Raw genomic sequence first — 16,465 nt, 5'->3', positions numbered from 1 at the left:
AGAGCATTCTCTACTATTTTTTTAGTAGATGCTACTATAAAAATAGTAGGATTGAAATAACCAAACGAAAATTATTACCCTGAATGTCGATTTAAAGCGGTTTAATCCGAAAAGAAGGGTGAACTGGTACTCCTTGAACGCTGCTCGGAGTGTGCGGAGACGCGAAGCGCTGGGTTAAGACTGAAATTGCTCCATTTTGTGGGGAACCTTCCGATAGAAACCGCCCACTTCTGTGAGCGGCTAATACGCTGGGAGCATCGGATAACTACTATCTATCTGTTTTTTAAAAAGGAGGAACAAGTTTCTTGGGCAATGTTATGTTCGGTTGCCCTTTCCAACACATGGTTAGATGTATATTGAGCAATTTTTACTAAAACCTCCTTGTGTGCTTCCTCGACAGTCTTACCACGCTTCGTTTCGAAATCCTTTCTCTGCTCAGAAGACATTCCTGTGGAAAAAAGTCCTTGTCGATAACCTTGACACAATATTAAGGTGTTTCTACGAATAGTGGCGAAATCCTGAGCTCCGGGGTTTTTGAGGGAAGGTTTGTCTTTAGGATAAAGTTTCCCCCCTAAATTTCCTGCCAAAGCAATTGCATTAATAGGATCAGAAACCAATGAATCAAAATTCAATGCATTTAATTGATTGCCATTCGCCAGACACTGCGCCCCATGATGCAAAGTTTTAACCCAAGCTAATCTTGGCAAGAGAATATCTAAACTGTCCTGATTTAGAATTTTTGCTTCAAGCATAAGATTCAGCAAATTAAGTAACGCGTTACTCGTTAATTTTGCTTTACACACAGCAATAATATTCTTTTCATCATGAAGTTTATGTTCTTGTAAAAATTCGATCACTTCAGCAGTGTAGGAGGCACATTGAGGTTGTTTCAACATCGCGGCACGACAGGATAAATCGACGCATCCTGCATTCGAGAATTGAATCCAAAATTGCGCCAAACCCAAAGCATATTCCGGACTAAGACTAATATAAACTTTTGTGGCCTCATTAAAACATTTTGCTTTTTGCAGCATCACAAGGGCTGCCGCAAGCTCGGTGGAAAATTTAGGTATTGCAAATGCGATTTTAAGAAAACCTTCATCTAAACCCTCTTTATGCAGTGTTTTCAACGCCTCCATTAATTGCGCACTTTCGTGAGAGTTGTTAAAAATAGGGGGCAGGATTAGGGGTAAAAGCTCAGGGTTTATTTTCAATTCAATTAATTCTGTTATGGCTTTGTTCACGGCCACGCCATTGATTTTCCCACTTAGAATGATCCCTAAATAGGGGTGAAAGTCCCAACTTGCGTTTTTAAATTGGGCAACGAGGTCTCCGATCCAATAATATTGTCCCAAGGTATAGTTATCGCCTGATTGAAATAAGCTATCCAGGGTTTCCTGATCTGGCAGCAGGATTTTTAATAGAGCATGGAAATCATAATGGTGTTTTATTTTTAAAATATTAGCCAGATTAGGTAGCGTAATCAGCGATGGATTTATTTCGGCCAAGGTAACAAGTATTTGATTAATAATTATAAAATGTTGTTCAGATCCTTTTAATAAGGGCATTACCTCATCTGTATTAAGATTGTGTTGATTTAACAGGAATAAAATATTAATGGTGTAATAAGAGTGTGCAACTAATGCCAACTCTTTAAAGACAGCCATTAATTCGTGTGGATTTTTTAATTTTTCGGCTATAGAAAGTGTCTTCTTTAAATCGGAACCCATTGGGTTCTTAGCGATAGATACGATGAGAGGGGCTAAAGCTTTGGCTTCATTGGGGTGTCTTTCCAAAAATACGACATTATCTTCAGTTAATTGTTTTGCAGCGTATAAGGTGTCGAGTGCTTCATATCCTCCCAGTTTATTAACCAAGCCTTTGAATGTTTTGCCGCTTGCGCTCTCTTCAGTTCGTGTGTTTTTGCCAATTAAAATCAGCGCTAATTTCACTAACGACGAAGGAGATAAATCATCCTCCTGCAAGTTTTCATAAAAGCTTCGCAATTCTTTAATATGGGGCTCTTCCTTGATATAGGTTCTTCTATGACCCTTATTATCATCATAGTTATCTAGGGCTTCTTTTAAAGTGATTTTTTTCATTTACTACTCCTATAGTCTATATAGCTCCTGCCATAAATAGTTACTGCGCGTTTTCGGTAATTTTCACCGTCAGTACTATTACTTTTAGCAACATGAAAATATGTAAAATTTGTTCCTACTTTTAAAAGCCTCCAACATTACCAATAATTTTGACAAACGTCACATATTAAAATTTATTTAATTGCTCAGCCCGAAGATCAGATAAATCTAAACACCACTAGCCGCAGTATACTCTCTAAAAAAACCTGCGAGTCGATTAGGCCTGTCCGCGTAAAACAACTTAAAGGACTCTTGATCCACGCTATGTAGGATACGATAAAAAACGAGCGCGGAATAAATAGGCCATAATTTTTTGGCTAACATCAATCCTTCAATTAGCTGTTCTTTTGATGCCAAGTCCAGCCAGTTTTCGAAACACGTTTCTTGAAGTTGATGATAGGTTTGATCCAGCTCGTTTAGGCCATGGTGCGTGATGGATTGACGCAGAAAAGTATGTAAGGAAAAAAATGGATGGGTGATCACTATCTCTCCCAAATCAATGAAGGTTAATTTTTTGGTTTTCGGATCAATCAAAATATTGTTCGTGTGAAAATCAGATTGAACTAGAGTTTCAGGAATCTGAAACCGCGATAAACAGTCAATTTCCGATGCGATTTGTGGTCTTAAATCGTGCAAAGTTTGTAGTTCGTTGTCGTTCATACCCTCAGCTTTTAAAAAGGCCATCTGGTTGATCAAGTAATCATAGATTTGGGGTAATTTATCTAATCGCCAATCAGGGACTCCCAGGGCAAATAAAGATTCTATATGATTTTCCGTCGATCGCTGCATCGCGGTATATTGCTGAATGGCTTGGCGTAATAGGACCGGCTGAAATTCATTTTGAAGATATTCACGCAGTGATTGCCCAGCATCATTCATCAAAAAACAATGCAATTCCTCGTTCGTTGCGATCACCATCGGTACATTGGCGTGAAATTGCGCGGCCAATAATTGTGTGATTTTTGCTTCTTGGGCTATTAAGGGTGCTGGCTGCTTTAAATAGACGTTGCCTTTTGAAGTTGGAAATCGAATCACATTTGACCAAGGTGTTTCTAATACAATTTCGGGTGAATGGGGTAACAAATACCCTTTAGAGAGTAGGTAATCAGTGGCCCAATTGAGAATCTGTGTATGATTTTTCATTTTTTAACCCATTGAAAAAAAAGTATTTTCATCCCTCTATTTTTATTGATCTCTATTCAGTATTCAATTTAAGATAAAGTCCACTAAAAATGTACCTGAAAATGGATTTGAAGATGCAACGAGTTAAAATGACTTTGCCCCAGCTTTTGATCGCTGTGATTGCTTTTTTGTTCTTGACACTAAGTCATGCAGTGAAACCCGTATGGACTTTCACCCCTGATCCTAATTATCCACCAACCGTTTCGGTCACATCAATTGGATCGGCAACGATTAAATATACGATTACCAATCAATCTCGGCGAACACATACCTTGTCTATGAAGCCCATTACTGGGATTACCCAGGTTACTTCAGCGGGAAATTGTCCCAATCCATTTACATTGCAAGGTCATCAATCCTGTACGCTTAATTTGTTCGTCAATGGGAGCGCATTACAAAATAATATTAAAGAGGGCCCTGTTGTCTGTGAGCAAGGAAGGATACTGGAGTGTTATCAACCTGCTTTAGCTAACATTTTAAACATTACTCTCATTCCAGTCACAACCTATATGATTACACCAAGTGCTGGTGCAAATGGGACTATTAATCCCAATACCCCACAAACCGTTATTGCAGGAAGCAGTCTGACTTTTACAGCAACCCCTAACAGCGGCTATCAAGTGGATGAATGGGTAGTCGACGGGGGCAGAGCCCAAAAAGGGGGAACGACATTTACTTTCGCCAATATTGATGACAATCATACCGTAGAAGTCACTTTTACCCGCGTCGGCACAATATATTCAGGAACTGCAAAAGGTTTCGTTTACTTTTCTACTGATAATGGTCTAACTTGGACTGCGACCTCTGTGCCATCACCAGGTAATGCGGTGAATAGTGTCTTTGCAACACCAAGCGCCTTATATGTAGGCAGCGCAGATGGTAAAGTATATTACTCAACCAATAATGGTACTTCCTGGACTGCGACCAATGCACCAGGGACGTCATCAGTAAATAGTGTTTTTGTCACCGCTGCTTCCATAATTTATACCGGAACCCAAGAAGGAACCGTTTATTATTCAGCTAACAATGGCGTGTCGTGGACTGCAACCACAACAAATCCAGGTACCGGTCCCATAAACAGCATATTCCTGAGCACTTCTTCGATTTATGTAGGAAGTAATGATGGGAATGTCTATTATTCAACGAATAATGGAACGAACTGGAATCAAATCCGTGGTCCCGAAGCAAGTGTTTCGGTGCCAGTCCAAAATGTTTTTGCAGTAAATGGTCAACTTTATGTCAATACACGACAAACCTCAACGAACAGTACTTTACCCCCTGGAACCATCAATTTCGAATATGCCTATTTCGCCAATAGCTTGACGGATCCAAATCCAACCTGGACTCTTTTATCCCAAATAACGTACACCTTGTTTGTTAATTCCGATGCAAGCTTGATGCACGCCGGGACACAAAACGGTCATGTTTTCTCCTTGACCACTGGCGATGACTTGGGATTCATCACATCCAGCCCAATCACTAGTTTATTTTTCTTCGGGTAACATAGGGAGATCATTATGTTGAAACTTAAAAAAGCAGTAGTTCTTATATTGTCATTGAATTTTGTCACATCAACTCCCTATGCAAAACCAGAGCATGATTTATTGAATTTGCCCAATCCGGGGTTAAATTTACTCAATCAGGCAACCTGGATAAAACCAGTGCCCTCTGAGAAAAAGATTTCATTTATTGTCTGGTTAAAATTACGGAACAAGGCAGAATTAGATAGGCTTGTCCAAGAGGTTTATGATCCCAACAGCCCCCGTTATCATCAATTTTTAACTGCAAAACTTTATGAACAGGAGTTTGCACCGAGCAAAGAAGCAGAAAAGACGGTACAACAATTTTTTTCTTCTCAAGGGATGCAAACCAAAATAGTTAACCACAGCGTGCGTGTCACAGGGACCGTGGCGCAAATTGAGCAAGCACTTTATGTACAAATGAACTATTATCAGTATCAAAACGAAACCGTTCATGCGAATACAACCCCTCCCCAACTCAATCGGGAGATTGCTCAATATGTTACCGAAATTACTGGCCTTAGCACGATCCCACAATTTCACTCAAACATAGAAAATCTTCAACATGACGCGACAGAAGTTCATGATTTAAATTTTATCTGGAATTCTTTTGTTCCCTTTGCAGTTCCTACAGACATTTCATTGCAAGGCTTTACAGGAGCCAATTTGCAAAAGACCTATAATTTGAAAAACATCCCCCGCATTAATGGCAAACATCTCGATGGAACCGGGCAAACATTAGTGATCGTTGATGCATGTGGCACGAATACGCCCCAGCAAATTTTACATGATGCCAATAAATATTTTAATGCGAATAATATCAAGCCTTTTGTGACCTCAGGACCATTGAAAAATTTTGCGATCATTAATCCTGATGGCACCCCCTTTAGAACATGCCCCAATGCATCCTCTTTTAGTAATGAGATCGACCTAGACATTGAATCATCGCATACGATAGCCCCTGGGGATAACACTGTTTTGGTGTTAGGTAAGGATCAAAAGACCCTATTAACCGAAGTGATTTATACGCTGATTCACAATAACTTTTCCATTGCCGGGTTTTCTAATGCTTATGTCATTTCTAACAGTTGGAGTGGCCAAGAAACTTTAGATACTTCGTTTGAACAAACCTTGGAATTGGCTGCGGCGGCAGGAATCAGTGTTAACTTTTCTTCTGGCGATTGTGGTGACAACACCTACGTCACGCAAAAAAAATGCACTCCACCCCGCCCTTCCTCACCAACAGTTGAATATCCTTCCAGCTCGGCTTACGTCACAGCGGTTGGGGCGACTGCTTTATTTGTCGACACAAATTACCGTTATGCCTTTGAAACAGTCTGGGGTTCAGTGAAAAACGACAGTGGGAGCTATGCCTTTGATGGGGGTACCGGTGGGGGCATTAGCCGCTTTTATGGACCAGTGACTTGGCAGAGCTCCATTAGCAACTATACGGCTGGTGGTTATGGAGTAATTAATAATTACGGAAGGCATCGTGCACTGCCTGATATCGCCATGCTGGGCGATCCGCAAACAGGATTACTGATTATTGCCGATGACGTAACCGTGCAGGATGGAGGCACCAGCTTGGCGTGTCCTTTATTTTCGGCAACTTTAATTTTAGTCAATCAAGCCCGAAGCCTACTGAATAAAGGAACACCCATAGGGCATGCAGCACCTTATTTGTACCAGATGAATGATGTTTTACTTTCAAGTAGGGCAATTAACCTGATTATTCCACCATCGCTTATTATAAGTGGCGCCACTCCTCCACCATCAACAACCATCCAGGGGATTCCTGCTCCCGCATCGGCATTTAGCATTAAGAATAAAACTTTTGGCTGGGATTCAGCGCTTACTCTTGAGCCTGAAGATCAATTTTGGAATGATGGCGTAGGAGTTGGTTCGCCTAATATTCCGAATTTTGTGGTCACCATGGCGAATATGTAACAATCCTCAACCTGGCGTTCACTGCCATTTAGAAACTCCCCTTCTCCCCATGGGGAGAAGGTGCCCGCCAGGGCGGATGAGGGTAATGATGGTAGCTAATGAACCCTCCCCCCTATCCCTCTCCCACGGATGGGAGAGGGGATCTTAAACTGAATTTTAATCTACTTTTTTGCCGCATCAGAATATTTTGTGTATAATTTGAATAAATATCAATCGGTATGCAAATTATGAAAGCATTCAAAGAACTCCTTAAAAAATTTTCCTCGAAAAAAAAAAGTGAATTAACCTCTGATGAACTGAGTTCTCCCAAAGAAGTACCGATGAGTAAGCCACTGTTTACACCCCCACCCTCTTATGACTTTTTCTCCCATCCAGAAATGAGCGATTTAGCTCAGGTTGGAGCAACAAAAGCATTGGGATATTTGCCACTGGAGACCATTCGTGGTTCTGGGTTTGACTCATTTCAAGTTTTTCAACTATTGAAAAAAAAGGGGCTCAAAGTTTTCATGATTCCAAATGCGACCAATGAAGAGCTATATGCTTATAATCCCACTAAAAATATATACGTGCATGTAGCAGATAATAAGGAATACAAAGTAATTCCCAAGGGTGGTTTTGCAAGTATACGTTCAGGAGCCCTTGTAGCGTATGATGAAGAAGCTGTAAATGCATTTTTAAAAGCAAATGAAGCACTTATCGATGAGGAAAATAAAAAAGAGCCGAATCCTGAAGATCATTGGCCGCTTGTAGCCGAAGATTTTGTTAATATGTTGTTTAGAAAAAAAGCTGAATCAGGAAAAATGGATTATTTTGTGCATCAAGTTTTCCAAGAAATGCCACAACAACCGCAACTGAGCCCTAATATAAAATAGAAATCGCTCGCGATTGAGTTGTAAAATCCTGACTGTCTTTGGCCATATCACATCTGAGAACGTAGTATCAATGACCACCGTAAGTGTAGGTTGGGCCTTGGCCCAACATGTCCTTGCCAATGCATGATGGCTCATACAAATGGATTCAGCTGTACTTAAAAAAGATACTGCATGCCCAGCGCGACAGTATAATTTTTGTTGGATAAACCCGCTGAATTGCTTTCATAGCCGTGTTGCCCTGTATCGTTATCCATTATTTCAGTATCAGCACGTCCATTCGAATAATGATTGTATGAGGCTTCAACAAAAATTTTCGCATTTTGTGTTAAGAAGTAGCCTGAATTGAGGGTTGCAGCATAATAAGTGAAGTTATTCCCATGCTCATTGAACGTTAAGTTGCGGGCATAATGCTCATCATGATCGCGCGCTGACACCCAATCGCTAAATTTTAAAAGCGCATTAAACTCAAAATGATTGACCGAATATTTTCCGGCCAGACCCACATAGGGCGTACTGAATTTTTGCCGGTATCCAATTCCAGGCTGATCGCTGGAAAAACAACCGGTATATGCGCCATTGTTATATTGGTAACACCCTCCCTTTGCACGCCAACTAAAGGAGTTCCATTGATAGCCAGCCGCCAGCCCTAGCTTATAATCTGGTTGTTGCATCAACCAGGCTCTTAAGCTCAGGTCCAATTCATTCGCATAATTTAGATGTGTATTTTCATGATGTGACCAGTCAGTCCAGGTTTCTTGATTTGGATTGAACCAATCATAGTCATCCATGGGCGCCTTATTTTTTGCCAGAGTTGTCCATCCTCTGCCATTGATGCTCAACCAAGTGAGAAAATCATAATTGAATTCCCCGTTGATTATTGCGGCATTTTTTATACGCCAGTCCAGCTGGCTTAACTTACTCTCTGTATCTGGATAATAAACATATTCGTGGGCCTTACCTGACAGAATTCCTACTGAAGTACTTAACGACAAACCATTCAAGCGGTACTCAGCAGCATAAGTATCGAGAGAAAAAGTTAGGGGTAAGGAGGTTAGTGCCAACATAACTATTTTATTTTTCATATTTTTTCCTAGTTAGAGCCGGCAATCCGTGCAGCAAACTGAATTTTCGACAAATCAATCGAATTATTGTGATTCATAATGACGGTGTCAAGAACAGCATAGAGAAAAATTGAGCACCACGGGAGGGAGTAGTCAAAGCGTTTTTCTGGGTACTGCGCATCAAAAAAAATAGGGACAGGGCTTAAACAGCCCTGCCTAGTTAATCAAATAACGAGAGTCTCTCTGGGTTGACAGTCTCTCAGACTACACCTGCTCGTTCAATCGTTCCTTCGCATAGATTTTCATTGCTTCAACTAAAAATACCACTAAATCAGGATGAAATTGATTGTAGAAGTTTTTAAAATCCGGATGCTCAAGATACATCTGGCCTAGTCCAATATAACTTTCTCGGGTAGGTGTCCAGAAGTGTTTTACCCAATTATAATGTCTGTGGATTAAATCCTGAACCTTCTTGGCCGTTGGCTTATCATTATTCAGAATGCAGTTCACCAGGCCGAGGTTAATTTCCTCCCCCTCTTTGGCATGTTCGTCCCAGTTCTCTTTCTTCCAATGACGAATATTTTTCCAGCTATCATTAATTTCTTTTTGGGTGATGTTACCGCGTTCAACGAGATACTTTTCGTATTCCTGTTGCTTTTTAGGATCAAATCCTTCATACATTTCAATGTCACTCATGATTAAATTTCCTCTAATATGTGAAATAGTTTTATCAATGGTCTTAATAAGCACTTTCGCTCTTTCAAGACTTTCCAAGAGGATTGATTTATGAGTTGTCAATGTTTCAATTTTATCAAACCCATCACTACTAATAATCCTCTGTATGTCATTGAGAGGAAAACCCAGTTCACGGAAAAATAAAATTTGCTGTAACATCAAAAGTTGCTCTTCCTCGTAGTAACGATATTGATTCTCTCCATAATAAGCAGGCTTCAATAAACCAATCTGATCATAAAAACGGAGAGTTCGTGAGCTCACTCCTGAAATTTTAGCTAATTTATTTACTGTGTAAGGCATCTCATCTTCCTCTAAATGAACAGTTCACACGATAAGGGATTACGTAACGGCAAGGTCAAGAGTCAAATTATCCTATTAAGCAACGAATTTTACCTTCATATTGTGCTGCGTGCTTGATGATCAGGAAAAATAACATGAGATATTGTTGTTAAATCGAGCCCCTGATGTAAAAATTCTGCAATTTGTTGTTCAAAATGTTTACCTTTAAGCTATTTGACTTTAAAATATTCAAAATGATCCTTTTGGTTTACAATGAATAGCCCATATCGTTTTATGCGAATGTAGTGACATGGTGATAGGCATGGGACCTTTTTCTAGGGCCATAGTAATGTGATTGACGCTGATATCTTGGAGAAATTCAGAATAAATAGTCAAATATAATTCAGCCTAATTTGTTAGCAACATACTAGAGGAAGAGTGGAATGGCATTAAGTTCAGAAGTGCAACAATCTAGCTTAGAACAATTAACGAAACGTTGCAAAAAAAAGTTAACCGAGCCAAAGAAAAAACTTTTGACAGCTCTCAATGCTTTTGCTGCTGCTCACGATGAACCCTTAGGTTTTCAAAGTGATGAAGTCATTGCTCTGATTAGTAAAAGCCTTGACATTCCCTTTGAAGACTCTTCACTCCCAGAGGTGGTTGTTTCTATTTATTCTCAGATCACCGATCAATTTGACCGCGAAACCGCTGAAATTCAACGTAGGCATCGCGAGCAAGGACATTTCGATAAAAAATATATTGATCAACGTGCTATGCACGATCAATTGCAAGACCATGATATGGACCGGTTAATGCCTCAATCTTATGGGAATATTGAAGTACTGGCCGCAGCAGATCGCTACGATCCAACCTCTCTCGACGTACAAGAATATTTAATGGCAGCCTTAAAAAATGAAGGGATTCAGCATATTTTCATTCCAGTAGGTCCAGGCCATTGGCGAGGCATTTATTTAACGAAACCTTATGCGGCTGAAGGAAAATATCAGCTTGAACTGTTTGACCCTTTTGGCCCCAGCGGTGCGGAGGGAATCAAAGCCTTTACGCTGAATTTATTAGCGAAATGTGGAATCAAAGAGAATCAACTTACCATTACCCTCACAGGCCCCACTTATCCACAACGCGATGTCTATGCCTGCGGTGATTTTACCTGTGCATACAGCCATAAAAAAATGAAAGCACTAGGCGCTCCCAGTAGCGCGTACAATCAGGATTATATCAATGTGTTGGATACTCAGGGTAATAAAAATGATGAGTTGCGCAAAAAAAGTCGAGCGCTATCCAAGACATTAGAAATCAGCCCCCTAGCACCGGTACCACGTGAAGAAATTGAGCGAGGAGATCTTCAGTTTTCAGAAATGGACAAACGTGAATTTTGGGTGCAATTAGCGAAACAACTTTCCAATCCTGGTAGGGTAGACAAAGTCGTTCTTGACAAAGAAATTGCCAAAATAAAAAGTACATTCGGAACATATAAGTTCGCATCCTTGCGTGAACTTGAGGCTTATAAAGTATTTAATGCAGACGGTTCTGTAAACAAAAGCATTGCCGCCCAATATGAGATTCAATTTGAAGAAAATCGAATTAAAAAACGACTGGAATCTTATGGACTGAAACATCTCTCCTTTCGAGAAATGATAATTTTTGAATCGGTTATTAGTTCGGTAATTCACGATCTCACTACCGCTAACAGTAAAAAAGAGATGATGCTCGAAGATGAGCTTAAGTCTTTGGCAAATGATTGGGGCCCGAACTCACGAAGCAGAAAAGAAGCAATTAAAAAAGAACTAGACTATGTCCGATCGCATACGCCCAAGAAGGGATTAGCTAAAGAGTGCTTTGCTGAATTTGGGGAAGCGGCGAAAGAATTTAAACTGACAGACCCCTTAAGCATGGAATTAGCAATTCCCGCCAAACAAATGGTGGGTATGGGTTATTTTAAATTGAAAGACATCAACGTTTCAATTTCACCAGGCCCTTATTCCGCCCGCTCACTTATTCCTGCAAAGAGTTCCGAAGTTTACGAACCACAACGTGACATTGCAAGATTTTTAAACAACTTATTAACCAATAATGTGACTCATGTTTTTGCGATGGGCCGGGTGTTTCCCTATGCTCAAATGCAAGGGGGTTTAGATAAAGATTTTATTGACTATTTCATACCTGATGCCAACGGGCGAGTGACACTTCCTCATCTTCCCGAACTAAAGGACACCCACATTACTTCACGTCCCATTGAAAAAGTCGGACGATTTATAACTTATGAAATCAGCATCAATGGCAGTAAGCCCATCCAAGTACATCATTTTCCAATTCAAGAGAAACAACCTTTGAAGTTCACTCGAGAAGAGTTAGCCTATGTTGAAAAAGTAGGCAAGAATACTCTTCCTGAACAAAATATTCATACCCATTGCCGAGACGGGAAAGGAAGTAGCACCCAAATCGCCGATCTTTTACGCGCTTTAAATCCTCAACAGCAAAAAGTAAATCGGGAGCAATTAATTGCCCAGATGACGGCAGAGGAAGCTGACGCCTCTCTTGAATTCGAAAATCCCGAGCTTTATATCATTTATGGCACTTTATTAAAGCAAGATATTGATCATTACCTGAAGCAGATTAGTCCATCTCAAAAACTGGTAAAAGAAGAGCATAAGGAACTTCTTGCCCTGGTGGAGCTCCATCAAGAGTTAAACGCCACTCCTTTTCCACAATTAGCAGATTGGGTGTTAAAAGTTAGCCAAAACTCAATTCCTTCGAGCAGAACAAAAACATTATTGTCTACAATTAAAAGTTCTACTGATTTACTAGTGCACGCATTTAAAGAGAGATGGAACCCTGATGAGCTGGAGGTGTTCTTTGATTTACAGGCACGCAGTGGAGGTTATCAGGTTCTTCTTGATGAAATTACCAAGGTAACTCAAAGTGAGGCAGTCTCTGAACAGGCTCAAGCAAAACAAGAACAATTAAAAGCATATGAATCTTTATTCGTTGCACGCCTACAAAACGCTTATTTAAAAAACTGGGATAAGATATCTAAAGAAGATCAAAAAGCATGTATTGCAGTAAATGAGCAGGTTGCACAAACACTGACTGGAATATTAGATGCGATTATTCATCACAATCCCAAAAATTTCTCCAGAGCAGCATTTGAAAATTTACAAAACGAGTACGAGCGCTGCAAACAACGCATTGAGCTTTTAGAAAAGGTAGATGGAGCAGACTATAAAGTGCTTGACGACAGCTTGCTCCAACGCAGCGAAGTCATAGAGCAGTTGTTCGTTTTAGGTTATGACCATCTTGAAGTAGATCCAAAACATATCATTACAAAAATGCATTTGATTTATCAGCGTTTAGGTGAATTAAATGTCACTAACGAGCTCAGTCCGCAAAAGTGGGACGAGTTAAAAAAACAGTTTACTGCTCTGAAAACAGTATTTCATTTTGTTAATCCCGTTAAAAAACAACCCGATTTACTCCTCACTTTGGATAACTTATTCCAAGGAAAAAGAGAACACATCACGCATCCCTTTAGAATGGCTGTTTTACAAAAGCAAATCAAAACAGCATACCTCGAAAATTTTGTAGGTGAAATAGGTTTTGCCTTGTTAGAAGCCGGGTTCAAAGAACTTCCCAAAGAGTATTTCGGTGAGAGTGCCGACGGTGCTTATTCTAAAGAAATTCAGCGATTATTAAGCGCGATAGAGCATTTAGCTGACAGCTATAAAAAACCCGCGCCAGAAAAAGTTGATTTACTTCATGAACCCAAACCTTTAACTGAAACGGAATGTGAGCAAGCGCGACAGCAAGTTCTGCAGTTAATTGCAAAACATGTTCCTTTTTTAATTACCTCATCAGATGCTCTGAGAGTAAGGCTTGAAAATTTAGATAAAGATTTTTCACGCTTGGAGAAGCTTTCTCAATTGAGAACTCGTGAGTTTCAGGAATTGAAAACTCGCTTTGCTGAATTGAGATTAGAATATCTAGGCAGCCACCAACAGGATGTGGTGATAAAGCAATTGATGGAAAAAATGGAAGTGCAAATCCAAAAAGGGGTTGATCTCGATGAGGAAGAACAGTTACGTCTCGAATCCGCAACAGAAAAATACAGCAAATCGGTGGACAATCTCCTAAGAATCAAAGCCATTAAATCTGGCGCTTCCCAAACTACCCTCGATGAAATTGATTATTTTGAATCACGCATTGAAAAGCACATCCCTAAATCGATTCAATATCCTAAACGGCCCAAACTCATTGTGTTTGATATCGATGATGTTCTTATGGATATGAGTAGCGGACAAGAGAAACGCGTACGTGAACTAATCAATGTCCTACAATATGCTGAGAAACAAGAGATAAAAGTGGTTCTTACCACAAATCACAGTTCATGTCCAGATGCTGAGGCTCAAGTACTCATTACCAATTTAAGAAAGCGAATCGCGAAAGAAACAAAGATTGATATTTCGAATCTGGTGACTTACTTAGACTCTGTTCCTTTGCGCCACGAAAATGAAACCATAGTTAAATATCTTCAAAACAAAACCGCTTCGTTGCAAAAAGAAATTGAACGCTTAAAGGCTCAAATCCCGACAGCAGAAGATAGGAATAAATTAGAAGCCATTATCAAAAAGTTACAACTGAAACTTGATTCTTTAAACGAGAAATCAGCGCCCGTTAGATTAAGCTCAGGGACGCTTTTAAATTTAGACGCCATCAGACACTCTCATGGGTTTCAAAACTTAGAAAGTTATTATCTAGCAGTTGAAGCAGGTGTTTTAAAGGATTTTAAAAATACTGAGTTAACAAAAACTATAGGAATTCCTGATTTTGTTGAAAAAGGAAAAGCTTGGGCCGATTTATTTGAATTAGCAAAAGAGATAATGGAATCTCCGTCGCTAGAAAAACCCAAGCCTTCACTACAAACTATATTAAAAGATCTTATTTTTGATGCCGGTAGACCCAAGGTATTGCAAAATAAATACGCTAAACTAGAGTCTCAGGCGATAGAGCAAATTAATGAAAATAGAGAATATTTCCTCCAATATATTGCTCAAATCGACTCATTCTATCAAAAACGTCTTGCCATCCAAAAATCGAAGTATGAAAGCGACGCGATGTTGCATGAGGAAGAAATCGTATTTTTTAAGGCCGAGCAAGATCTTATCGATCAGGCGCATCAACTCAGTAATTATCGGGCCATTAAATTAAATGATTATGATAAAGACTCATTGCAATACCTGATTGATTTGAATTATGAGATGGGTTTCTATAATGGTGTCATTGCTTACTTAAACGATGATAAAAAACATGCCCCTATAGGCTATGGGCCAAAGGGCATCAACAAAACATTAGAACCGTACCTAAAGTCCATCCCCAATTTTAGCACACACGAATTTCAGCATTCTCCTGTGGTATTGCAGGTAAAAATGTCAACAATCGTGGCCAAACTATCTGAATTAAGTACAAAAGAAGCCGTACAAAAACGCTTTATGGAGCAATTTTTTGAGGCTGCCATTGAGCGTTTTGCTCAATTACCTTCAGAGTTGCAAGATGATTTCTTGACGCATTATTATGAAGATGCAAATCGTGCTTTAGGAGGAGTCAATCAAAAATTCAGAGACTTAATCGAATCTGCTCCTAAACTGAAAGTGTCAGAATTCATGGATGAGTTAAATAAGCTCAAAGCACCTCTCCTTGAAATTATTAAAAAGGATGCGAAATTTGCACAAGGAGTTTCACCAACGTTTATAGGTTCTGAGGCAAAGCTATTAGGCTCGATGATTGAGGGGATGCTTACCGGCAAGGTCGTTGCCGATGATTTAGATACAGCAACGCAGCAAGTACGGTTTAAACAAGGCCATGATAAAATTCGAGCAAAGTTTTATAAGGAAGCAATAGCCAATCAACCGCGTGTTTATTTGAAAGCGATTCATCCGACCGTGGAAAAAATGGAGTTTTTTAATAAAGCGTTTGTCGGTGAGCAATACGCATCATTGGTTGAGCAAGAGTTAGCACAGATTATTAAAAAATATAAGCTCAAGAACGTCGCGCCTACTTTACCCGCTCTTTTAAATGCTCTTCAGGAATTTATGATCAAAAATGATCCTAAAAAGAATGATCCATTCAAATTTAAAATCCTGAGTCAATTACCTATTGTGAAAAAACTATGTGGTGAATTAACCCAAGTTGTTCCATACCAAGATAGAGCACATCATTTAAAGGGAGAAGAAGCTGGGGTTGATTATAGTCAATCCATCACCACCCTATTGAACCAAGTCACGGCTTACACCAAAACAATTGAATCCTCGGAAGAATATAAAGCCAAAGTCTTTTTGGATAACGCGGAACAGTATCTGCTTGCTAAAGATTGGAACGTTGGATTCCAATGGACGCCCCATATCGTAAAAGTAGGCGGTAAAGAGAAGAAAATTCCGGCAACGGTTGCACAACAATTAGAGGTGATACAACGCGCCCGAGAAAATGGTAATTATGTCGAGGCTAAAAAGGCCTTTTTACAGATAGGCCAAGAGAAGGAGCTTTCTTGGACCTCTTCAAACAAAGCAAGAAAATACTATTCTCTGTTTAAATATGAGGAAAGCGAAAGTGATGACTTTTTGCAGAAAGAATTTTCAAAAAGTATAAAGCCTCGCTAATACCGAATTGACTCATGTTGGTTTTCTCCCCTCACTCTAACCCTCTCCCCAAGTTGGAGA

8 protein-coding genes are annotated in these 16,465 nt (G+C 39.7%); 4 read left to right on the top strand and 4 right to left on the bottom strand.

The window, feature by feature from the left end:
- Window positions 1–272 precede the first annotated feature (272 nt).
- Entirely contained in the window at window positions 273–2,102 is a 1,830-nt protein-coding gene (locus OQJ13_RS11645) for a hypothetical protein (RefSeq protein ID WP_265710980.1), read from the bottom strand.
- A gap of 207 nt (window positions 2,103–2,309) precedes the next feature.
- Window positions 2,310–3,284, bottom strand: a complete 975-nt coding sequence (locus tag OQJ13_RS11640) for an aminoglycoside phosphotransferase family protein (RefSeq protein ID WP_265710979.1) — start codon at window positions 3,282–3,284, stop codon at window positions 2,310–2,312.
- A 113-nt stretch (window positions 3,285–3,397) separates the two neighbouring features.
- On the opposite strand from OQJ13_RS11640, the gene OQJ13_RS11635 reads away from it, so the two are divergent.
- The 3 genes from OQJ13_RS11635 to OQJ13_RS11625 all read left to right on the top strand — a co-directional run bounded on the left by OQJ13_RS11635 (window position 3,398) and on the right by OQJ13_RS11625 (window position 7,662).
- Window positions 3,398–4,825, top strand: a complete 1,428-nt coding sequence (locus tag OQJ13_RS11635; RefSeq protein ID WP_265710977.1) for an InlB B-repeat-containing protein — start codon at window positions 3,398–3,400, stop codon at window positions 4,823–4,825.
- A gap of 15 nt (window positions 4,826–4,840) precedes the next feature.
- Complete coding sequence (locus OQJ13_RS11630) at window positions 4,841–6,790, top strand: S53 family peptidase (protein ID WP_265710976.1); 1,950 nt, start codon at window positions 4,841–4,843, stop codon at window positions 6,788–6,790.
- Window positions 6,791–7,017: 227 nt separating this feature from the next.
- Window positions 7,018–7,662: a hypothetical protein gene (locus OQJ13_RS11625; RefSeq protein ID WP_265710975.1), complete on the top strand. Its 645-nt coding sequence runs from the start codon at window positions 7,018–7,020 to the stop codon at window positions 7,660–7,662.
- A gap of 155 nt (window positions 7,663–7,817) precedes the next feature.
- Here OQJ13_RS11625 and OQJ13_RS11620 read toward each other — a convergent pair whose 3' ends face one another.
- On the bottom strand, window positions 7,818–8,744 hold the full coding sequence (locus OQJ13_RS11620; RefSeq protein ID WP_265710974.1) for an omptin family outer membrane protease: 927 nt from the start codon (window positions 8,742–8,744) through the stop codon (window positions 7,818–7,820).
- 243 nt (window positions 8,745–8,987) lie between these two features.
- Window positions 8,988–9,758, bottom strand: coding sequence for a MerR family transcriptional regulator (locus OQJ13_RS11615; RefSeq protein WP_265710973.1), 771 nt, complete (start codon window positions 9,756–9,758; stop codon window positions 8,988–8,990).
- Between the two features lie 422 nt (window positions 9,759–10,180).
- On the opposite strand from OQJ13_RS11615, the gene OQJ13_RS11610 reads away from it, so the two are divergent.
- Window positions 10,181–16,405 (top strand): hypothetical protein, encoded by a 6,225-nt coding sequence (locus tag OQJ13_RS11610; protein ID WP_265710972.1) that lies wholly within the window; start codon window positions 10,181–10,183, stop codon window positions 16,403–16,405.
- Window positions 16,406–16,465 lie beyond the last annotated feature (60 nt).

The organism is Legionella sp. PATHC035 (assembly GCF_026191115.1).
Lineage (GTDB): Bacteria > Pseudomonadota > Gammaproteobacteria > Legionellales > Legionellaceae > Legionella.
The sequence above is the reverse complement of the archived record's forward strand: the minus strand, read 5'-3'. Positions and strand labels throughout refer to the sequence as shown.